The following is a 21,364-nucleotide window of genomic DNA, read 5'->3' on the forward strand; positions in this document are numbered from 1 at the left end:
TTAAAAATAACACCGCAAGGTGTGTCAATCGTGAAACAAACGCACAGGAGAGACCTACCATGGCAGACATTGAGATCAGGATGCTCGGGAAATTTGAGATCCTTATGGACGGCAAGCCGGTCCTAGCCGCACTGAAACAGTCCCGCAAGGCTACGATGCTGATCCAGTACCTCGTCCTGCAAAAGGGCGAAAAGGTGACCCACAAAGACCTGACGGATACCCTGTGGAACGGCGAACGGTCCACCAACCCGGATATGGCTCTGCGCGCCATCATGCACCGCTTCCGCAACATGATCGAGGCCGAGGGCCTGAAGGAGCTGGAGACCTGCATCATCACCAGCCGCGGCTACTACCAGTGGAACCCCACCATGGAGTGCCGTGTGGACGTGTTTGAGATGGAAGCCCTGATGGAGGAAGCCCGCCGCCAGCTGAACCCTGCCGCCGCCGTAGCCCGCTACGAGCGTGTGCTGGAGCTGTATGCTGGCCGTCTGCTGCCGATGTCCTGCAACGAGCCTTGGGTCGAGACCCGCAGCCTGACCCTGCATGTGCAGTACCGTATCGCGCTGTTCCAGGTGCTGGAAGCCTGCAAGCGCAAGGGTGAGAATGAGCGCATCGTTAAGCTGTGCCGCCGCGCCATCGAGCTGGACCCCTACGAGGAGCGCCTGTATCTGGAGATGATCCAGGCTTTGGAGACCCTGGGCCGCCATGAGCAAGCGCTGGAGATGACCCGCCGCGGCAACGCGATGGGCTGTCTGCACCATGCCGTCGAGCCGGAGCGTGTGGGTGTGGTCTCCCGCCAGGCCCGCCAGGCTGACCGCAACCTGGAAAATGACATCTCCCGCCTGGCCGAGGAACTGTCCGCCGACGACACCCCCGGCGCTGCGTATTGCAGCTTCGAGAATTTCCGCCAGATCTATCACCTGCAGCGCGGCGTGCAAAGCCGCTTCGGCGTGCCGGTCTACCTGGCGCTGCTCACCATGTCGCCCGCCCAGAACGCTGACCCCGCCGAGACCGGCTCCATGATGGAGCAGCTGGGCGAGCTGATCCACAAGAGCCTGCGCCAGTGCGACGCCATGGCCCGTTACAGCGAGAACCAGTATGTGCTGCTCATCAGCGGCAACAGCAGCGCCGAGAACGGCAGCACCCCGCTGGAGCGCATCAAGGCGGCTTTCTACCGCGTGCCCGCCCATGGCCGTTATCTGCTCAACTACCACATGTACGCCCCCGAGCTCCACGCCCTCTCCGCCGACGCCCGGAGAAGATAATATTAGGCAATACCGCACAATTCCCGCCTGACGGCTTAAGCACCGCTCCGGCGGCTGCGGCACGGCATCTGCGTTGCCAAAATGCTCGATAATACACAAAGTATTATCTGCGCTTTTGGCTTAGCAGCTGCCGCACCTCGCTCGCCGTATCGGCACTTAGAATTATGCGGTATTGCCTTAAAATTGCCGTTCTCTTCTATGTATCTTCCATTCATCCCGTAGGGACGCACATTGTGCGCCCGGCCCCCTCTGTGAGGAGGCTCCCGCGTAAGCGGGTGGGGGAGACATTAAAATCATTGCATCCTTGCCTTTTTAATCCTATGCCACTTCAAGACACGCTCCGCCAAAGCGTGTCTTTTTTGTTAAATCATTGCAACGCACGCCCCATCGTGCTACAATAGGTACAATAATGTTAAATCCGTGACAATTTGCCCCGGAGCAAAGGAGAATCCCCCATGGGTTTGTTCAATTTCCATTTCGACCGCCCCGGCCCCGGTGTCTCGCCGGACGCCCCCCGCAAAAAAGGCCCCGCCCGCTTTTTCGAGATTTTGGGCCGTGACCTCATGTCCTTTTACCTGGCGGGTCTGCTGGCGCTGGTCAGCGCACTGCCGTTCGTGTTTGGTGTGTGGTTCGCCGTCGATACCCACTCTCTGGTGCCGCTGCTGCTGGCAGGCGTGCTGGGCGGCATGATCGCCGCGCCCCAGCTGTGCGGCCTGCTGGATACCATCCTGCGCAGCCTGCGCGACGAGCCGGGCTTTTGGTGGGCTACCTACCGCCGCGCCTGGAAACGTAACGCCAGGGCGTCGCTTTTGCCGGGTGCCATCTGCGGTCTGCTGCTGGCCATGCAGATCTTTACGGTGTTCCATTATGACGTTTCGGCCGGTGTAGTGCCGGGGGCGCTGCTGGCCGTAGGCCTGTTTTTGCTGCTGGGTCTGGGCGAGTTCCTGTTTGCTCAGGTCGTGCTGCTGGACCTGCCGTTTGCGGGGCTGGTCAAAAACTCGCTGTTCCTGTTTTTGGGCTACCTGCCCCGCGCCGCGCTGGGCGTAGTGTGGCAGTTTGTCTACTGGAGCATCATCCTGCTGCTGTGGCCCATCAGCGGCTTTGCCATGGTTCTCACGGGCCTGTGGCTGCCCGCCGTCCTGACCATGCAGGCCATCTACCCCGTCCTGAACAAAGCCTTCGACCTGGAACGCCAGATCAAAGCCATCCGCGATGCGGAGCTGGATTCTTCTTCTGATTCTGATAATTAAGTGCAGCCTTGCGGGCGTCACCACTATGCGGTGACGCCCTTTTTTTATGGCATCCTTCCATTAGGCCTTCCTTTTTGTGATCCAAGAGGAACACCGAAAGCCGCACGCTTTAAAAAGCCCCTTTGCCGCAGGCTAAATCCCCCACCCTCAATCTTGCGTTATGCCCCAAAAAAGGTTATAATAACATAATAGCCCATCTCTACCCATTCGGGCGAAAAATGTGTACAAAAGGGGGCCTTCCGCGGTGAAAATTCTGCTGGTGCACTGCCATTATCGGATGCCGGGCGGTGAGGATGCCGTCTTTGCGGCCGAGCGCGCCTTGCTGGAACGCCGCGGCCATCAGGTCATCGTGTATGAGCGCAGCAACGAGGAAGCCGCCCACGGTCTGCCCAAGGCCCTGCTGCCCCTGCATGCCGTGTGGAACCACGCCGCTGCCCGGGATATAAAACACATTATAAAAACACAAAACATCGATGCTGTGCACATTCACAATACGCTGCTGCTGCTCAGCCCCGCGGTGGTCCGCGCCGCCAAAAGCACCGGCGTGCCCGTGGTGCAAACGCTGCACAACTTCCGCCTGTTCTGCCCCAACGGCATTTTATTGCGGGACGGCCGGGTCTGTGAGGACTGCCCCCGCCACGGCCTGTCCTGCGCCATCCGCCACCGCTGCTACCGCGGCAGCCTGGCCCAAACGCTGGTAGTCGCTGCCGCCTACGGTCTGCACCGGCGCTTGGGCACCTGGCGCAGTGTTACCATGGTGGCCCTGACCGAATTCGACCGCCAAAAACTGCTGGAATTCAACCGCCAGTACCCGATGTTCGACGCTGACCGCCTGGTGGTCAAGCCCAACCCGGTCTGCGTGCCGTCCGGCCCCGTCAACCCGTGGGGAGACCGCAAAAATCAAATGCTCTTCGCCGGCCGGCTGGAGGAACTCAAGGGTCTGCGCACCGTACTGGAAGCTTGGCGGCTGCTGGGCGATGCCGCCCCCGCGCTGCTGGTGGCAGGGGATGGCCCCCTCGGTGACTGGGCCCGCGCCCAAAACTTACCCAACGTGCAGTTTTTGGGCCAGCTCCCCCGCGCGGAACTCCACGCCCGCATGGCCGAAAGCCGCGCCGTTGTCGCCGCCAGCCTTTGCTACGAGAGCTTCGCCCTTGTCCCCGCCGAGGCCCACGCTTTGGGCACCCCGGTGCTGGCCAGCGGTTTGGGCAATGTGGGTGCGTCGGTGCAGCCGGGCTTTGACGGCCTCTGTTTCGCCCCCGGCGACGCCAACGCTCTGGCCGGTGCCGTGCGCGCCTTTGGGCAAATGAGCTTTGACTGCAATGCCATCGCTGCCCGCGCCCGCCGCACCTACAGCGAAGATGAAAATTATAACGCACTGATGCGCTTTTATACAAAAGGAACGATTCAATGAACCAGCTTTACCGCGCTTTGCATATCCCGCCCAAACGGCTGCTGCGCAAGCTTTCGGGCGAAAAAGAGATCTACACCATCGCCGTGCGCCCCGTGCCTAAGGCCGAGGGCACCGACCCGCTGCCCGCCCTGGGCGGCACCCCCTACACCATGCTGCCCGCCCGCCCCGGCTTCTGGTACGCCGACCCGCTGCTCTACCACCGGGACGACCGCCGCTGGCTCTACGCCGAGGCCATGGACCTGGCCACAGGTCTCGGCCGCATCGAGGTCTGCGAGCTGCACGACGACGGCGCGGCAGGGGAGTGGCAGGTCGCCCTGCAGGAGGACTTCCACCTCTCCTTCCCCACAGTGTTTGACTGGAACGGTGAGACCTGGATGATCCCCGAGACCGGCAGCGACCACAGCTTGCGCATCTACCGCTGCAAAAATTTCCCGGCCGAGTGGGAGCTGGTGCAGCGCTTTGCCGTGGACGCCGAACTCTGCGATACGATTTTGGTCAACCGCACCCCCAACGAGCTGACCCTGCTTTGCAGCGAGACCCTGCCTGAAAACCAACTCTGGGTGCGTTACCGCCGCTGCACTCTGCGCCGCGCCGAGGCCCCTGTCGACACCGTGCCCGGCGCCCAGGCGGACGCCGCCTCCGCCCCGGCAGGTCCCTTTGCCCTGCTGCCGGACGAAGCCTACAACCTGCAGCACCGGGAAAACGACCTGACCAGCCGCAACGCCGGGCCGCTGTTTGTGCTAGGCGGGCAGGTCATCCACGCCACCCAGGTCAGCACCAAGGTGGATTATGGCGTTTACCTGCAATTTTTTGCCCGCCGCGGCAGCAGCGAGGTGCCCCTTTGCGCCGCCATGCCCCACAACGTGACCATCACCGGCCTGCGCACCGATGACATCGTCGGCATCCACACCTACAGCCGGGACGAGCAGCTGGAAGTCATCGACGCCCGCTACCTGACCCGCCTGCCCAAACTGACGCCGCCGGAAAATAAGGAACCGAACAAGGAATGAAAACGATCGCTATACCGCAGTTTTACTGCGGCCCCTCAGGCCAGAAGGGCCTGTATAACCGGCAGGAAGTCGGCCTGGCCCGCGCCTTTGCGGCCCTGGGCTGCCGCGCCGTGGTGCTGTACCCTGCGCCGGGTGCCGCGGCCCCCACGGTGGAAAACCCGGAGCCGAACGTAAAGATTTATTACCTCCCGGTACGAAAATTAGGCGCGCAGGCGTTCTTTTCCAGCTGGCAGGTGCTGCTGGACGAGCAGGTCGATGCGGTCCACGTCATGGGCGATAACTCCCCCGGCGTGCCGTCGCTCTACCGCTTCTGCCGCAAACATGGCATCCTGTTTTACAGCCAGCTGGGCGCGCTGAAAAGCACCTCCGGCCGCGCCGCTGTCCGCGCTGTGATGGACCTGCTGCTGCGCCGCAACCTGGCCGTTTACAAAAAAACACCTACCTTCGCCAAAACGCCCGCCGTCGCCGCCGAGCTGCAAAGCCTGGGCGTGCCCTGCGCCGGGCTGATGCCCGTGGGGCTGGACACTGCTATCATCCCCGACGTGCCCGGCACCAGGGCCGACCTGCGCCGCGCCCTGAAATTGGACGTTGACGCGAAGATCTTCGTCTTTGTAGGGCGGCTGGATGCCTACAAAAAACCGCTGGACCTGGTGCCCCTGCTGGAGGCCGCGCCCGATTGGCAGGCCGTCATCATCGGCCAGGGCACCCAGGGAGCGGAGCTGGCCCGCCTGCTGGCCGCCCGGGGGTTGGCCGCCCGCTGCCGGATGATCCCCCAGCTGCCCAACGAGTCTGTACACGTTTATTATCATGCCTGCGATGCTTTTGTGAATCTGAACGATCAGGAGATCTTCGGCATGAGCCTGCTGGAGGCCATGTTTGCAGGCTGCCCGCCAGTGGCTCGCCACGCGCCGGGGCCGGACCTCATCATCGAGGACGGCCTCAGTGGTTGGCTGTGCAGCACGGTGCCCCAGCTGGCCGAGGCTCTGGGCCGCATCACGCCCGAGATGGGCGCTGCCGCACAACGACGTATCAACGAACATTTTCTGTGGCAGAACAGTGCCGAGCTGGCGCTGACCCTGCTGCCCGCCAAAGGAAACCGCCATGGATAACGACAACAAACTGGTGCAAAAAGCCGCCGACCTTTACCGCAGCCTGCGCTTTGCGATGAAGTACCGCGGGGTGGAAATCCTAAGTGCCGAGGACGGCAACGATCTGGCCCGCGGATTGCTGGAAAGCGGCAGGCCGTTCCTGTTTGCCCGCTGCGGCGCTACCGAGATGCGCACCGTGGCCGATTACCTGCGCTGCGGCGGCGTGGGCTTTGCCGAAAAAACACGGCAGGACATTCAGAACCTTTCCGGCGTGTTCCCCACGGATGATGCCACGCTGGCAAAGTTCTGCCGCCTGTACACTGAGGCCGCCCATACCGCTGACCTGCTGGCGCTGTGGAATGTGGGGGCTGAGCGTGAGGTCATCCGTGGCTGCGCAGAAACCACCCGCTATGCCAAATTGCGGGCGCTGGAGCCTTACTACCACCCCCACCCCTGGAGTGCGGCGCTGGCTGGCAAGCGGGTGCTGGTGGTGCATCCCTTTAAAACAACGATAGAGCGCCAATATGCACGCCGTGCCGAGCTGTTCCCCGGCACCGATATTTTACCGCAGTTTGCCGACCTGCGCATCGTGCAGGCCGTGCAGGGCCTGGCCGGGGCCGACACAGGCTACGCCAGCTGGTTTGATGCCCTGGCCGCCATGGAACATCAAATGGACGCTGCACCGTATGATGTGGCCATCATCGGTGCCGGTGCCTACGGCCTGCCTCTGGCCACCCACGCCCGCGACACCGGCCACGCCGCCATCCAAATGAGCGGCGCCCTGCAACTCCTTTTTGGCATCCGCGGCAAACGCTGGGATGACCACCCGATCATCAGCAAACTCTATAACGATGCCTGGGTGCGGCCCGAGGAGACTTTGGCTCATAAAGAAAAAGTGGAGGGCGGCAGTTACTGGTAAAGTGTCCGACGCCCGGAAACCAATAAAAGGATGTATCTATGCGTATTCTCATGATCAGCAACCACTTAGGTGTACAAAGCGGCGTGCAGCGTTATGTGCAAAACCTGCTGCTGAATCTGGATACAACTAAATATAAAGTTGACCTCTTTGTGGGCCTCTGCCCGGCCGACCAGGCAAGCACCGCCCCTGCCCTCATCGCCCATGGGGTCAACATCATCGGTGTGCCGGACCATAAAAAGGACCGCATCCGGGCCCTGTACCGCCACCTGAAAAATCATAAAAATTATGACATCATCCACTACCATACCGCCAGCAAGATCGGCGCACCCGTCTGCGCCATGATGCGTGCCCTCTGCCCCCGCGCCAAGATCATCGTCCACAGCCACATCGTCTACCCGCCCATAACGCTGACCTGGCGTGCTGCCCACGGGGTCTACCAGCTGTTTGCCGATTACTTTCTGGGCTGCGGCGTCGCCGCCGGGCGGTTCGTTTTTGGCGACCACATCGACCGCAAGCCCAACTTTGCGGTGGCCTGCAACGCCGTCGACCAAGGGCGCTTCCACCCGGATGCTGCCGCCCGCGCCGCCACCCGCGCTGCCTGGGGTGTGGCGGATTCCGACAAGCTGGCAGGTTTCGTTGGCCGGCTCAACCACCAGAAAAACCCGCTGTTCCTCGTCGAAGTCTTCGCCGCCATGGCCCAGACCGATCCTGCCTGGAAGCTGCTTCTCGTCGGCGCAGGCGAGATGGAGCAGCCCATGCGCGAGGCTGCGGCCAAGCACGGCCTGACCGATCGCATCCTGTTTGCAGGGGTACAAAAGGACGTACCTGCGTTTATGAACGCCTTCGATCTGTTCCTGCTGCCCTCCAATTTCGAGGGCAGCCCCGTCACTTTGGTGGAGGCCCAGGGCTGCGGCGTGCCCTGCCTTGCTTCCACCAATGTGCCCAATGACGGCTCGGTGACAGACCTTGTGCATTTCTTGCCGCTGACTGCGCCCCTTACCAAGTGGGCCGCCAAGGCCAACGAGATCGCCGCCCACGGCGACCACACCGACTACTGGCCCACCCTTGCCGCTGCAGGCTACGAGCTGAAGACCGCCGCCCGCCGCATGGAGGAACTGTACGACAGACTGGGGGCGCGCGCATGATCTACGCCGAACTTGCCGGGGGCCTGGGCAACCAGATGTTCATCTACGCCTTCGCCCGTGCCCTGGGCCTGCGCTGCAACGAACCCGTCACCCTGCTGGACCGCCAGGATTGGAAGGACGGCGCCCCCGCCCACACTGTCTGCGCACTGAACGATTTGTCCATCAGCCCGGATGTGCAGATCCTCGCTGACCCCGGCTTCGCCAAGGCCCACCTGCCCCGGCAGAACACCGCCAAAGCGCTGATGATCAAGTACGAGCAGCGCCGCGGCCTGATGGCCCGGGATTGGCAGCCCTTTGAAAACCGCTGTGCCCCGGCATTGAACGCCCTGGGCCTGCACTTTGCCACCGACGGCTATACCCCCGTACACCGCGGCTGTGCCAGGGACTTTCTGGCGTGGGGATACTTCCAAAGTGCGCGGTACTTTGATGATTTTGCAGATGAAATCAAAGCGGAGCTTCGCCCCAAAGCCGCCTCCGCCGGGGAGCTGGCCGCCGCCATCGCGGCCGCCGCTTACCCGGCAGCCGTCCACATGCGCCGGGGCGACTACTGCCGCCCCGAGAACGAGATTTTGCAGGTATGCACCCCGGCCTACTACGCCCGCGCTGCAGCTGCCGTAAAAGCTGCCCACCCCGATGCAACATTATTCGTGTTTTCGGACGATGTGGATTGGGCAAAGCAAAACCTGAACACCGCCGACTTGCCCGCCGTTTTTGCCCCCCGGGGCAGCGCGGTGGGGGACATGGCCCTGATGGAGCAGTGCCGGGGCTTCGTGCTCAGCAACTCCACCTACAGCTGGTGGGCACAGTATCTGGCCAAGGCAACGGACAAACTGGTGCTGGCCCCCGAAAAATGGTACGCCCACACCAAAAAAAGCGCGCTGTATCTGCCGGATTGGCAGCTGATAGAGACCGATTAAAAAGGAGAAACCATGCCCCAGTTTTCCATCATCGTGCCTGTTTATAATGTGCAAAACTACCTGGCGGCGTGCGTCAAAAGCGTGGCGGAGCAGCCCGGTCCCAGGGATTGGGAGTGCATCCTCGTGGATGACGGCTCTACCGATACCAGCGGCCAGATCTGTGACGTGCTGGCGGCGGAGATCCCCGGCCTGCGGGTGCTCCACCAGCAAAACGGCGGCCTGGCGAACGCCCGCAACACCGGGCTGGCCGCCGCAAAAGGCGAGTGGGTGCTGTTCCTGGACAGCGACGATGCCATGGCCCCCGGCCTGCTGGAGACGTTGCGCCGCGAACTGGCCGCTCATCCGGATTTCGACTGGTTCATCGGCAAGCATCTGGAGTGGAAGCCCGACGGCACCCTGACCGAGCACACCGGCCTGCGCCTGCTGCCCGGCCCCTTTGACAGCGATGACTACGCTGCCCGCCTGAAAAGCCTGTACCGGGCCGGGCACTGGTCGGTGTGGAAATACTGCATCCGCCGCGCCTGGCTGGCCGACACCGGCGTCCGCTTTTGGGACGACGTGCGCTGGGCCGAGGATTGGCCCTTTGACCTGATGCTGCTCAACCACTGCACACGGCTGTATTTTTTGGACACGGTGTTCACCCATTACCGGGTGGGCCGGCAGGGCAGTTTGCTGACCGACGCCAAGAACCTGCCCAAGCGGTTTGATGCCCTTGCCGCCGCCCAGCGCCACTTGGCCGCCCAGGCCGCCCTGGGCAAAATACGCCCGGAGGTCTACGCTGTGATGCTGGATGCCGCCGCCGATGTGTTTTGGCCCCAGGCCCGCACTGCCGCCGTAAAAGACGCGACCCTGCGCAAAGCCTGCCTGCCCGGCCTGCGCCGCCTGCGCCCCCTCTACCCCCACGGCACCGAGGTGCAGACCCGCAAAGATTGGAAACTGTTCCAAACCATGATGAAAACCATCGGCCCCCGCCTGACCTTATGGATGGCAAGCAGACGCTGAATCGGTGGCCGTAGGGGCGATGCACAGCATCGCCCCCTACAAACCACTACACAAACGAGGTACACCCATTTGCGCACCAAACGTACATTATTAAATATGGCCTACGCCCTGGGCTCCAGCCTGCTGCTGCTTTTGCTGGGGCTGGTCACGCGGCGGCTGCTGGTCGATAATTTCGGCACGCAGGTCACCACCGCGTCCCAGGTCGTCAGCCAGCTGTTCAACTTTTTCTCGATTGCCGAGTTCGGCGTCGGCAGCGTCATCAGCTACCGCCTGTATGAGCAGATCGCCGCCAAAAACGAGGAAAAGATCAGCAAATACATGTCCATGTACAAATGGGCCTACCGCGCCGTGGGCAGCGTCATTGCGCTGCTGGCGCTGTGCGGTGCGGCCGCCCTGCCGTGGATCATGCCGGACGTACCCCTGGCCACCGGCTACACGGTCTACGGTTTAAATGTGGTTTCTACGCTGTGCAGTTACTTTTTGGTTACCCGGCGGCTGATGTACACCTGCACCCAGCAGGGCTACCGCTGCACCCAGATCGACTTCTGCTGCAACGTCCTCACCTCGCTGGCCAAGATCGCCGTGTCGATGTGGTGGCCCAACTATGTGCTGTATTTCAGCGTGTCCATCTTCTTCAATGTCTGCGCCAACCTGCTTATTGCGTGGCGGTTCAAAAAGGACTTCCCCTACGTCAAGGACGTCAAGGTCACGCTGGCGGACTTTAAGGACTTGGGCATTTTCCATGATCTGCGGTACTATTTGGTTCACCGCCTGTCCAATACCATCTACGGCTCGTCGGATACCATCGTCACCTCCCGCTTGGGCGGCTCGGTGCAGACGACCTACCTTGGCAACTACTCCACCATCTCCACCAGCGCCACCGACCTGGGCAACAAGGTCATGGACAGCTTCGCCGCGGCCATCGGCAACATCGTCTACGATAAGTCCGCCGCCGCCAACGACCACGACAAGCAGGTGTTCTGGGGCATGGACCTGTTCAGCTACCTGTTTGCAAGCTTCGTCGCTACCGCGTACTTTTGCCTGTTCCAGCCCTTCATGGGGGCCTGGATGGGCGAGCGCTGGCTGCTGCCCCTCGGCTTCGTGCTGGTGTTCTGCTTAAACGAGTACGTCGGCTGGAACCACCGCATGCTCGGCTCCTACCGCGCGGTGCTGGGCCACTTTGAGCAGGACCAGTGGTTCATGGTCAGCTCGGCGGCGGTCAACCTCATCCTCAGCTTCATCCTGTTCCCGATGTTCGACATCACCGGCGCGCTCATCGCTACCGTCGTGGCTCACTGCATCATGTGGGCAGGGCGCGTGGTGGTGGTGTTCCACCGGTACATGGCGGGCGGGCTGGCCCACTATCTGGCCGTGCAGGCGCTGCATCTGGTCACGCTGGCGGTGTGCATGGGTGGCAGCTACGCAATTTGCGCCCGCATGCCCGGCGGCTGGCTGGGGCTGGTGCCCCGTGTGCTGGTGGTGCTGGTGGTGCCCAACGTGCTTAACCTGGCCGTTTACGGCTGGGGCAGGGATGCCGCTTATCTGCGCAGCTACGCAGGAAAACTGGCAGCCAAACTCAAACGAAAGGGGAAAGCGGAATGACGAAAGTCGGCATGCTGTACATCTGCACCGGCAAGTACACGGTGTTCTGGCCGGAATTTTACCGCACGTTCAACGAAAAATTCCTTCCCAACTGCGAGAAAGAGTACTTCGTATTCACCGACGCCCCCGCTATTGAGTACGAGGACGCCCCCGGCGTCCATCGCATCTATCAGGAACCCTACCCCTGGCCCTACAGCACCCTCAAGCGGTTCTCCATCTTTTTGACACAGGAGACTGTGCTGGCCAAAATGGACTACCTCTTTTTCTTCAACGCCAACCTCACCTGCACCCAGACTATCACTGAGGAAGAATTTCTGCCCCGCCCGGCCCGGGGCGAAAACCTGCTGCTGGTCCAGCAGCCGGGCTTCTGGGATAAAAAGCCGCCCTTTTTCAGCTACGACCGCAACCCAAAAAGCACAGCGTACATTCCGTATAATTGCGGAAAATATTACGTTTCGGGCGGCCTCAACGGCGGCACGGCCCCGGCATTTTTGGCGCTCTGCCATGAGCTGGAGCGCCGCACCGAGGCCGACCTGCAACAAAATGTCATCGCCCTTTGGCATGATGAAAGCCAGCTGAACCGCTATGCGGCCGAGCGCAGCGACTACCGCCTGCTGACCCCGGCTTACTGGTACCCGGAGGGCTGGCAGATGCCCTTTGAGCAGAAGATCACCGTGCGGGATAAGTCCCGCTACTTCGACGTAGCAGCGGTTAAAAACAAACAGGCCAAGCCGCAAAGCCGGCTGCAGCGCAAGTGGGGGGCGTTCTGCGAGAACTACCTGCCCTACTGGTACTGCCTGCGGGACACCCTGCTGCATAAAACCTTGAAAGGGGGCGGCGCCTGATGGCGCAGACCCGTAAAAACCGCATACTGCCGCTGATTCTGATACTTGTCTGCGCTGCCGTTATGCTGCGCAGCGCCTTTACGGGGCTGGAGATCGACGAGGAGTACGCTTTGTCCCTCGGCTACCGCCTGGTCAGCGGCGACCGGCTCTTTTATGATATGTGGGAGCCGCATCAATTGTCCAGCCTGCCCGCCGCCGCACTGTTGGCGATGTTCATCGGCATCACGGGCGGCACTACCGGCGTGCTGGTGTTCTTCCGGCTCGTGGTGCTGGCCTGCAAGGCGGGCATGAGCTGCGTCTTTTACCGGGAGTTCCGCCGCGACTTGGGCAAGCCCGCCGCGCTGCTGGCGGCGCTGGTGCTGTTCGCCTTCGTGCCCAAGTGGTTCCTTGGCCCGGACTACACCGGCCAGCAGTTCCACTGGACGCTGGCGGCGTTCCTCTGCCTGCACCACTATGTCACCCGCGGCTGCAAGCAGCTGTGGCTGGTGCCGCTGGGCGCGGTGTGCGCCTGCTTCGGGTATTTGGCCTTCCCCCAAAGCGCGGCGGCCTTTGCCGTGCTGTGGATCGGCATGCTGATTTTGGGCAAGCGCTATGGCGAGCCGAAACACCGCGGCGCCTGGGTGCTGCTGGGCAGCTGCGCCGTCTGCGGTGTGGTGTTTCTGGTGTATGCGCTCTCCGGCGTGGAGTTCAGCATCTCGCTGCTGCTCAGCCGCCTGACGTTGATTTTGCACGACCCACAGTACAATTTCACCACCGCCCAGCGCATGGCCCTGCTGGCCGGCCAGGCATTGACCGTAGCACGGTCGCTGCTCTGGCCGCTGCTGGCCTCCGCCGCCGTCTGCGCGGCGCTCTACCTTATTAAAAAGCAGCCTGTTACGGTGGGGCGGCTGCTCAACCTGTGGGCGGCCTTTGCCACGGTGCAGTGCCTGCTGCGTGCCGTTAAGGACGGCAGCCTGGACGAGCGCCAGTTTGTGCCGGTGGTGGTGCTGGCCGGGGCATGGGCGTTCTGGCGCGGCCGCGGCAGGCCCGGCAACGCCGAGCTGTTCTGGCTGGGTTATCTGCCGGGGCTGGCGGCCTACGCCATGATCCTGCGGTCGACGCTGCTTGGATTGGCCCCGACTTTTATGTACTTGACATGGCCTGCCGTCTGCGGTATGCTGGCGCTGGTGAACCATGCGGATGGCGGGGACAATGCCGCAAAATCCCGCCGCGCCGAGGGTGTGCTTTGCCTGGCCGCGATGCTGGCGTTTTTGCTCGTCTGTCGCGTCTGGTGCGTGCAGACAACCGGCTGGAAATCGGCTGACATCACCGACACGCCGCTGGTGCGCATCACCACCGGCCCGGCCAAGGGCATCTATGCCGACGCCAAAGCCGCCGACATGCAGGAGTGTCTGTATGAAGCGCTGGCGCCCTACGCGGGCCAGCCGATTTTGCAGGCCATCGGCGAGCAGCACGGCCTGGGCTTTTTAATGGCCGATGGTACGTTGGATGTTGCCCAGGCGTCGGTCATCTCCGGCACCGACAGCGACCCCCGGTTTGAGCAGTATTACACCGACGTCCCCGGCAAGACGCCCCGCGTGATCTTGTACGATGACGCCGAGGTCCGCGATATGGCGGAGTTTCATTCCTGGTTGGAATCGAACTTTACCATTGTTGAGCGGTACAACGTCACCCACGGTTCTGCCAGCTTGCAAGTCCTTTTGGTTGGCTGATGCCTTTCGGTGCCGCCACCCTGCGGCGGCACCTCTTTATAACGGCATCCACCGGCAAGACTACCTTTTTTGTGACCAAAAAAGGTAGCGAAAAAAGTCCCGCTGTTGCGAGGCAGCGGACCCCGCCTTAGGGGCTGCTCGCCCCTAAGAACCCCAAAGAGGAGGGTCAGAGAAAAAAATCCTAAAAAATGCAGGAGTACTGCATTTTTCTTAACGGATTTTTCCCTCTTCCCACATTGACCCCTCCGGGGCCAAAATCCCCTTATAAATTGGTACTGTAGGGAGGGGTCTTGACCCCTCCTAAAGGCTCCCCTCGAGGGGAGCTCCCGCGAAGCGGGTGAGGGGTGGCTACTTTAGTTGCCACTTTAAATCACCCTACCCCCACACAAACAGGAGCAAACACATGGAAAAACTACTTATTTTCATCCCCGCTTACAACTGTGAAAAACAGGTCCCGCGCGTGCTGTCGCAGCTGCTGGACCCGCACGTTTTGCCCTGGGTGGGGGAGTGCATCGTCGTCAACAACCGCTCCACCGATGGCACCGAGGCCGCCGTGCAGGATTGGATGACCCGCCACCCGGCGGCCCCCGTGCGCCTTTTGCGCAACGATGAAAACTACGGCCTCGGCGGCAGCCACAAGGTGGCCTTCGGTTACGCAGCCGCCCACGGCTACCAGCACCTGGTGGTGCTGCATGGCGACGACCAGGGCGCTGTCGCTGACCTGTTACCTATCTTAAACGATGGAACGTACAAAAACTATGATTGCTGCCTTGGCTCCCGCTTCATGAAGGGCAGCCGCATCAAGGGGTACAGTGCCTTGCGCGTAGTGGGCAACTACGGCTTCAACGCCCTGTTCAGCCTGGTGGCGGGCAGAACCATCACCGATCTGGGCAGCGGGCTGAACCTCTACGCGGTCGAGCCGCTGAAAACTGAGTACTACAAAAAATTCCCCGATACACTGTACTTTAACGATTGCATGATCCTCGCCCTCTGTCAGCTCAAACAGCGTGTGCTGTTTTTCCCCATCTCCTGGCGGGAGGAGGACCAGGTCAGCAACAACAAGCTCACCAGCTTCGGCATCAGCCTGCTCAAACTCTGCGGGCGGTACCTGGCCGGCAAGCAGAAATTTGTCACCCGCGAATGGCGCGAAAAACCCATTGAAAATTATACAAGCAGCGTTATTGCGTCCAATTTATAAGGAGGCTCTCTTATGAAAGTTCTGGTAACGGGCGCCGCCGGATTCATCGGCGGCCAGCTGTGGCACACCCTGTGGCAGCGCGGGGACGAGGTCGTCGGCATCGACAACTTCTCCTACGGCAACCTCGACAACTTAAAGTTTGACGACCACGATTTCGGCTCCGAAGTCCGCCGCATGGACATCCGCGACCGCGAAGCCATGCCCAAGCTGTTTGAAGAAGAAAAGTTCGATGTTGTGTATAACATTGCGGGCATCGCGCCCCTGCCGGACTGCCAGAGCGACCCCGTGCAGGCTGTTGAGGTCAACACCATGGGCCTGGTACACGTGCTGGAATGTGCCCGCCGCACCGGCGTAAAACAGGTGGTGCAGGCCTCCACCAACGCCATGTACGAGAACGAGACCGAGTTCCCGACCGTGGAAAGCAAGTTCAACCCGCCCACCCTGATCTACCCCAACACCAAATACTGCGCCGAGCGCTTTGCCCAAAGCTTTGCCGACACTTATGGCATGACCGTGACCTGCCTGCGCTTTGCCAACGTCTACGGCCCTCACATCGACTGCCTGCGCAAGCAGCCGCCGTTTGTGGGCTATATGATCCGCGAGCTGTACTATGACCGCACGCCGGAGTTCCACTCCGACGGCAACCAGCGCCGCGACTACATTTATGTGGACGACCTCATCGCCCTGGCCCTGCGCGTGGTCGAGCGCCCGCAGCCCGGCTTTGATGCGGTGAACGTTTCCAGCAACCAGAGCTACTCGGTGCGGGAACTGTACGCCATCGCCAACAAGATCATGGGCAAAAACATCGAGGCCAAGTACTGCCCCAGCAGCCATTACTGGGCCAAGTACCCCGAACTGTACGGCGGCGCCTACGGCATCAAACCGGAGATCCTGGACCACGAGGTCAACAAGTTCAGCCTGTGTGACAACGCCCACGCCCGGGAGGCTTACGGCTGGGTGCCCCAGGTGGATATTGAAACAGGCCTTTCCCGCGTGGTGGAAGCCGAATGTAAAATGCTGGCCGCACTTTAATAGCGAATGGCGGCTGCCGTTCCGCGCCGCCCCGTGCAATTTGGCAAAAATCCGCAAAATAAAAGGAGTCCAAACTATGCCTAAACTCCACCTCATCCTCCCCATGGCAGGCCGGGGCAGCCGGTTCTTCGAGAACGGCTTCGTCTGCCCCAAGCCGCTGATCGAAATTGCCGGTAAGCCCTTCTTCTATTGGGCCGCCCGCAGCATCGAGAAGTACGTCGACTGCGCCGACCTCACCTTTGTGGTGCTGGAAGAGCACATCCGCGACTTCGCCATCGACGCCAAGATCAAGGCATACTGGCCCGACGCCCGTATTATTGCGCTGCCTGCCGTTACCGAGGGCGCAGCCATCACCGCCCTGCGCGGGGCCGAGGGTCTGCCCGACGGTGAGCCGCTGCTCTTCAACGACTGCGACCACCTTTTCCTCTGCCGCAGCTTCAACGACTTCTGCAACAAGGGCGGTTTCGCCCACGGCCCGGACGGTGCGCTGCTCACTTTCACAAGCGACTCGCCCGCCTACAGCTACCTGCAGTACGGCGCGGACGGCAATGTCTGCCATACGGTGGAAAAGCAGGTGGTCAGCCACGATGCCATCTGCGGTGCGTATTACTTCAAGGATAAGCAGACCTACGCCGACGCCTGCGCCGCCTACCTGAAAAACTGCGAATACAAGGAGTTTTTCGTCTCCGGCATCTACAACGTGCTGGCTGACCGCGGCGCGAAAGTGGCAGGCTTCGCCACCGACCTGCACCTGCCCTTCGGCACCCCGGCCGAGTACCGCGCCGCCGAGGCCCCGGAAAACAAATCCGCTTTTGAGGAACTGCTGTAAATGACTTTTTACCTCGTATTATCGCTATTTCTTGTGCTGGTGGGGCATGCGTTCCGCCTGCTGCGGTGGGAGCAGTTCATCCGAATTTACGAGCGCCCGCTGCGGGGCCAGATGCTGCGGGGCATGGCCGGCGGCTATGCCCTCAACTTTGTGCTGCCCTTCCACCTGGGCGATGTGTTCCGCGCGGTGTTCACCGGCCGCCGCATGAAAAGCGGCATCGGCTTCGCGCTGGCTACCGTCATCATGGACCGTTTTCTGGATGTCTGGTTCGTGGCGCTGGGCTTCGGCGCATTTTGGGCGCTGGGGCAGGGCGGTGCGGCCGTGCTGGGCGCGGCGCAGTATTACCTGGTGTTCTCGCTGGTGCTGGCGCTGGGCCTTGTGCTGGTGGTGGCCCTGCGGGACCTGCTCAAAAAAGGTTGCCTTGCCTTCTGCGGGCTGTTCAATGATACGCTGAAATTGGACGGCATGATGTTCTTTTGGAGCCTCATCAACACCTTCAAGGACCTGGGCCGCATCAAGATTGGACGTCTTGTCGTTAATACGGTGCTCATGTGGGCGGCCTACCTCGGCTCCTACACGGCGCTGGCAGCGGCCCTCACCGCGGCCGGTCAGCCCATGGCGCTGGTGGATGTGTTCGACCTGCTTTTTGGCCGCAACGCCGCCGACCTCAGCGCTTTGCTGCCCGGCGGGGCAATGGGCGCGGCTGCCCCCGCCGCCCGCATCCTGCTGCTGTGCTGGTTTGCACTGCCGCTGCTGGCCATGTGGCTGGTCACGCTGCTGCCGGAAAAAGTGCGCGGTGCCGTCAATCAGGCCACCCAGGCCGCCCCGGCAGGGGAGAGCTACCTCAACCTGCTGCCCCAGGCCGACCCGCAGGACCGTGCGGCGTTTTTAAGCCAGTATTTCGGCCTGCAAAACAAAGAGTGGGTCAAGGGCTTCCTAAAAATGAACCAGGGCATCACCATTTTGCAGGACTATTCCGCCGGTTCCAACGCCACCACCATGCTCTGCATGGACGCAGAAAAGACGTTCTACCGTAAATATGCCTTTGGCGCGGACGGCGACAAGCTGGCCGAACAGCTGGCCTGGCTGCGCGCCCAGCAAGACCGCCTGCCCCTGTGCGACATCCTGCAAAGCAGCACCGAGGACGGCTGCTGCTGGTACGACATGGTCTACGACCCGCAGGCTGTCGGCCTGTTCCGCTACCTGCACTCCAACCCTGTGGAGAAAAGCACCGCCATCCTGCGGGAGGTGCTGGACACGCTGGAAGAAAAGCTCTACCGTCCCACCGCCCGTCCGGCGGATATGAAAAAAATCGAGCAGTACATCGATAAAAAGGTGGACGCCAACCTGCAAAAACTGCGGGATGCCCGCTCCCTGCGGGAGCTGATGGCTGCCGACACCATCTGGGTCAACGGCGTCGAGTACAAAAACCTGCACCAGCTGGCCTGGCTTTTCGACCGCGAACGGTTGAAAACTTTGTTCGCTGCTGACCCCGTGGGTACCATCCACGGCGACCTGACCATTGAAAACATCATCTGCCGCCTGAACCCGGGCGCGAACGGCGGCTGGTATCTCATCGACCCCAACACCGGCAATCTGCACGAAAGTCCCTTCCTGGATTACGGCAAGCTGCTGCAAAGCCTGCACGGCAGCTACGAGTTCATGATGAAGACCCCGCGGGTCACCGTGCAGGGCAGCCGCATCGACTTCGCGCTGACCCGCTCGGCCGCCTATGATGCGCTGTATCGTGCGTTAATGGCCGATCTGCAGAGCCGTTACCCCGCCGCCCAGGTGGAAAGCATCCTCATGCACGAGGTCATCCACTGGCTGCGGCTGATGCCCTACAAACTGGCCAAAGACCGCAAGCGCGCGCCGATGTTCTACGCCGGGCTGGTCATGGTGGCCAACGATGTTGCCAACTTTGCAAAAGGAGAGAACGTATGCTGATCTGCGTCGACCTGGACGGCACGCTGCTGGACACCGTCCCCGCCAACGCCGCGGCCTACCGCGCTGCGCTGGAGGAGCAGGGCTTTACCGTCACCGATGAATACTACGCCCAATACTGCAACGGCGGCTATTATAAGCAGTTTTTACGCCCGCTGATGGGCGGCGACCCCGCCCCCGAAGCCGTGGAGCGGGTGCACGACCGCAAAAAGGAGCTGTACAGCAGCTGCCTGCCCATGGTGCGCCCCAACACCAGCTTACTGGCGATTTTGCAGGCGATGAAAGCCGCCGGCCACGACCTGGCCTGTGTGACCACCGGCAGCCGCAAAAACGCCACCGAAGTGCTGGAATATTTCCACTGCGCAGACTGGTTCGGCGTGTTCATCACGGGCGAGGACGTCGTCAACAGCAAGCCCGACCCCGAGGGCTACCTGAAAGCCATGGCGCATTTCGGCGTTACCCCGGCGGAAACGATGATCTTCGAGGATTCCGGCCCCGGCCTTGAAGCCGCCCGTGCCAGCGGCGCGACCGTATATAAGGTGGAAGCCTTTTAAAGAAATAGTTGATATTTTTTAAACAGGGCGTATTCTGTTGATTTTCTTTTGGTAATGCCTTACAATATAAAATGACAGAAAATGGGGAATTTAGCTTAAGGCAACACCGCACAATTCCCGCCTAACGGCTTAAGCACCGTTCCGGCGGCTGCGGCACGGCATCTGCGTTGCCAAAATGCTCGATAATACACAAAGTATTATCTGCGCTTTTGGCTTAGCAGCTGCCGCACCTCGCTCGCCGTATCGGCACTTAGAATTATGCGGTATTGCCTTAAATCCCCGATAAAAACAGGAGGCAACCCATGGAACATGCCAACCCGATCCTGCTTGGCAATAATAGTCCGCAGAAATTTATTACCATTGGCGAAGTCATGCTGCGCCTGACCCCGCCGAATTATGAAAAGATCCGTATGGCATCCAGCTTCGAGGCCAGCTACGGCGGCAGCGAGGCCAACATTGCCCTGGCCCTGGCCAACCTGGGCGTGGACTCCACCTTCTTCAGCGTGGTGCCCAACAACTCCCTGGGTAAAAGCGCTATCCGCTGGCTGCGCTGCAACGACGTGCACTGTACGCCGATGATCCTCTCCACCAAGGAGGAGACCCCCAGCTGCCGCCTGGGCACCTATTACCTCGAGACCGGCTACGGCATCCGCCCCAGCAAGGTCATCTATGACCGCATGCACAGCGCCCTGACCGAGTACGACCTGACCAAGGTCAATCTGCAGGAGCTGTTTGAGGGCTTTGACTGGCTGCACCTGTCCGGCATCACCCCGGCGCTGAACAAGAACTGCGCCGATTTCATCCTGCGCTGCCTGCGCGAGGCCAAGGAGATGGGCCTGACCGTCAGCTTCGACGGCAACTTCCGCTCCAGCCTGTGGACCTGGGAGGAAGCCCGCGACTACTGCACCCAGTGCCTGCCCTACGTGGACGTGCTGTTCGGCATCGAGCCGTATCACCTGTGGAAAGACGAGGAAAACCACGCCAAGGGCGACTGGAAGGACGGCGTGCCCCTGCAGCCCAGCTACGAGCAGCAGGACGAGATTTTCCAGCATTTCATCGACCGTTACCCCAACATGAAGTGCATTGCCCGCCACGTGCGGTACGTACATTCCGGCAGCGAGAACAGCCTGAAAGCCTTCATGTGGTATGAGGGTCACACCTTCGAGTCCAAGCTCTACACCTTCAACATCCTGGACCGCGTCGGCGGCGGCGATGCCTTTGCCAGCGGCCTGATCTACGCTATGATGCACGACTACAAACCCATGGACATGGTGAACTTCGCGGTCGCTTCCAGCGCCATCAAGCACACCATCCACGGCGATGCCAACATCACCGACGATGTAGAGAGCATCCGTGATTTGATGAATATGAATTACGATATTAAGCGTTGATTTTGTTTTAGGCAATACCGCATAATTCTAAGTGCCGATGCGGCGAGCGAGAAGTACAAGCTGCTAAGCAAAAAGCGCAGATAATACTGGATGTATTATCGAGCATTTTTGCGACGCAGATTGTGCTTCGCAGCCGCAGCAGCGGTGCTTAAGCTGTAAAGCGGGAATTGTGCGGTGTTGCCTTAGTAAATAGTGTGCCACCCCGGCCCTGCCTACCCTGCGGCAGGGCCTTTTATAATGGGATACTGCC

17 protein-coding genes and 1 pseudogene are annotated in these 21,364 nt (G+C 61.1%); all 18 read left to right on the top strand.

The window, feature by feature from the left end:
• Positions 1-59: 59 nt before the first annotated feature.
• The 18 genes and pseudogenes from OGM81_07375 to OGM81_07460 all read left to right on the top strand — a co-directional run bounded on the left by OGM81_07375 (position 60) and on the right by OGM81_07460 (position 21,114).
• Positions 60-1,265 (top strand): hypothetical protein, encoded by a 1,206-nt coding sequence (locus OGM81_07375; GenBank protein ID UYJ44927.1) that lies wholly within the window; start codon positions 60-62, stop codon positions 1,263-1,265.
• Positions 1,266-1,720: 455 nt separating this feature from the next.
• Positions 1,721-2,515 carry a hypothetical protein gene (locus tag OGM81_07380; GenBank protein UYJ44928.1) on the top strand — a complete coding sequence of 265 codons (795 nt, stop codon included), beginning with the start codon at positions 1,721-1,723 and terminating at the stop codon, positions 2,513-2,515.
• Between the two features lie 244 nt (positions 2,516-2,759).
• Positions 2,760-3,926, top strand: a complete 1,167-nt coding sequence (locus OGM81_07385) for a glycosyltransferase family 4 protein (GenBank protein UYJ44929.1) — start codon at positions 2,760-2,762, stop codon at positions 3,924-3,926.
• A complete protein-coding gene (locus tag OGM81_07390; GenBank protein UYJ44930.1) occupies positions 3,923-4,936 on the top strand; it encodes a hypothetical protein in 1,014 nt (337 codons plus the stop codon). The genes OGM81_07385 and OGM81_07390 overlap by 4 nt, the downstream gene beginning before the upstream one ends.
• Positions 4,933-6,045: a glycosyltransferase family 4 protein gene (locus OGM81_07395; GenBank protein UYJ44931.1), complete on the top strand. Its 1,113-nt coding sequence runs from the start codon at positions 4,933-4,935 to the stop codon at positions 6,043-6,045. Before OGM81_07390 ends, OGM81_07395 begins: the two co-directional genes overlap by 4 nt.
• Positions 6,038-6,943 (top strand): hypothetical protein, encoded by a 906-nt coding sequence (locus tag OGM81_07400; protein ID UYJ44932.1) that lies wholly within the window; start codon positions 6,038-6,040, stop codon positions 6,941-6,943. Before OGM81_07395 ends, OGM81_07400 begins: the two co-directional genes overlap by 8 nt.
• Positions 6,944-6,981: 38 nt before the next feature.
• Entirely contained in the window at positions 6,982-8,088 is a 1,107-nt protein-coding gene (locus OGM81_07405) for a glycosyltransferase (GenBank protein UYJ44933.1), read from the top strand.
• On the top strand, positions 8,085-9,005 hold the full coding sequence (locus tag OGM81_07410; GenBank protein ID UYJ44934.1) for an alpha-1,2-fucosyltransferase: 921 nt from the start codon (positions 8,085-8,087) through the stop codon (positions 9,003-9,005). Before OGM81_07405 ends, OGM81_07410 begins: the two co-directional genes overlap by 4 nt.
• A 12-nt stretch (positions 9,006-9,017) precedes the next feature.
• Positions 9,018-10,007 (top strand): glycosyltransferase, encoded by a 990-nt coding sequence (locus tag OGM81_07415; protein UYJ44935.1) that lies wholly within the window; start codon positions 9,018-9,020, stop codon positions 10,005-10,007.
• A gap of 69 nt (positions 10,008-10,076) precedes the next feature.
• A complete protein-coding gene (locus OGM81_07420; protein ID UYJ44936.1) occupies positions 10,077-11,609 on the top strand; it encodes an oligosaccharide flippase family protein in 1,533 nt (510 codons plus the stop codon).
• Complete coding sequence (locus tag OGM81_07425; GenBank protein ID UYJ44937.1) at positions 11,606-12,454, top strand: glycosyl transferase family 6; 849 nt, start codon at positions 11,606-11,608, stop codon at positions 12,452-12,454. The genes OGM81_07420 and OGM81_07425 overlap by 4 nt, the downstream gene beginning before the upstream one ends.
• Positions 12,454-14,166 carry a hypothetical protein gene (locus tag OGM81_07430; GenBank protein ID UYJ44938.1) on the top strand — a complete coding sequence of 571 codons (1,713 nt, stop codon included), beginning with the start codon at positions 12,454-12,456 and terminating at the stop codon, positions 14,164-14,166. Before OGM81_07425 ends, OGM81_07430 begins: the two co-directional genes overlap by 1 nt.
• A gap of 403 nt (positions 14,167-14,569) precedes the next feature.
• The gene (locus tag OGM81_07435; protein UYJ44939.1) at positions 14,570-15,364 is read left to right on the top strand and encodes a glycosyltransferase family 2 protein; all 795 of its coding nucleotides are present in this window, start codon (positions 14,570-14,572) and stop codon (positions 15,362-15,364) included.
• A 12-nt stretch (positions 15,365-15,376) separates the two neighbouring features.
• Positions 15,377-16,396, top strand: coding sequence for an NAD-dependent epimerase/dehydratase family protein (locus OGM81_07440; GenBank protein ID UYJ44940.1), 1,020 nt, complete (start codon positions 15,377-15,379; stop codon positions 16,394-16,396).
• A gap of 76 nt (positions 16,397-16,472) precedes the next feature.
• Complete coding sequence (locus tag OGM81_07445; protein UYJ44941.1) at positions 16,473-17,225, top strand: NTP transferase domain-containing protein; 753 nt, start codon at positions 16,473-16,475, stop codon at positions 17,223-17,225.
• A pseudogene (locus OGM81_07450) lies at positions 17,226-17,858 on the top strand (flippase-like domain-containing protein).
• Between the two features lie 1,190 nt (positions 17,859-19,048).
• Entirely contained in the window at positions 19,049-19,723 is a 675-nt protein-coding gene (locus tag OGM81_07455; protein UYJ44984.1) for an HAD family hydrolase, read from the top strand.
• Positions 19,724-20,025: 302 nt separating this feature from the next.
• On the top strand, positions 20,026-21,114 hold the full coding sequence (locus tag OGM81_07460; protein UYJ44942.1) for a sugar kinase: 1,089 nt from the start codon (positions 20,026-20,028) through the stop codon (positions 21,112-21,114).
• Positions 21,115-21,364 lie beyond the last annotated feature (250 nt).

The organism is Oscillospiraceae bacterium (assembly GCA_025758045.1).
GTDB lineage: Bacteria > Bacillota > Clostridia > Oscillospirales > Ruminococcaceae > Gemmiger.

Excerpts from the sequence above, each read along its gene's own strand:
- OGM81_07440 (UYJ44940.1), top strand. The coding sequence starts at position 15,377 with ATGAAAGTTCTGGTAACGGGCGCCGCCGGATTCATCGGCGGCCAGCTG.
- OGM81_07405 (UYJ44933.1), top strand. The coding sequence starts at position 6,982 with ATGCGTATTCTCATGATCAGCAACCACTTAGGTGTACAAAGCGGCGTG.
- OGM81_07400 (UYJ44932.1), top strand. The coding sequence starts at position 6,038 with ATGGATAACGACAACAAACTGGTGCAAAAAGCCGCCGACCTTTACCGC.
- OGM81_07380 (UYJ44928.1), top strand. The coding sequence starts at position 1,721 with ATGGGTTTGTTCAATTTCCATTTCGACCGCCCCGGCCCCGGTGTCTCG.
- OGM81_07375 (UYJ44927.1), top strand. The coding sequence starts at position 60 with ATGGCAGACATTGAGATCAGGATGCTCGGGAAATTTGAGATCCTTATG.
- OGM81_07395 (UYJ44931.1), top strand. The coding sequence starts at position 4,933 with ATGAAAACGATCGCTATACCGCAGTTTTACTGCGGCCCCTCAGGCCAG.
- OGM81_07415 (UYJ44935.1), top strand. The coding sequence starts at position 9,018 with ATGCCCCAGTTTTCCATCATCGTGCCTGTTTATAATGTGCAAAACTAC.
- OGM81_07410 (UYJ44934.1), top strand. The coding sequence starts at position 8,085 with ATGATCTACGCCGAACTTGCCGGGGGCCTGGGCAACCAGATGTTCATC.
- OGM81_07390 (UYJ44930.1), top strand. The coding sequence starts at position 3,923 with ATGAACCAGCTTTACCGCGCTTTGCATATCCCGCCCAAACGGCTGCTG.
- OGM81_07425 (UYJ44937.1), top strand. The coding sequence starts at position 11,606 with ATGACGAAAGTCGGCATGCTGTACATCTGCACCGGCAAGTACACGGTG.
- OGM81_07435 (UYJ44939.1), top strand. The coding sequence starts at position 14,570 with ATGGAAAAACTACTTATTTTCATCCCCGCTTACAACTGTGAAAAACAG.
- OGM81_07445 (UYJ44941.1), top strand. The coding sequence starts at position 16,473 with ATGCCTAAACTCCACCTCATCCTCCCCATGGCAGGCCGGGGCAGCCGG.
- OGM81_07460 (UYJ44942.1), top strand. The coding sequence starts at position 20,026 with ATGGAACATGCCAACCCGATCCTGCTTGGCAATAATAGTCCGCAGAAA.
- OGM81_07430 (UYJ44938.1), top strand. The coding sequence starts at position 12,454 with ATGGCGCAGACCCGTAAAAACCGCATACTGCCGCTGATTCTGATACTT.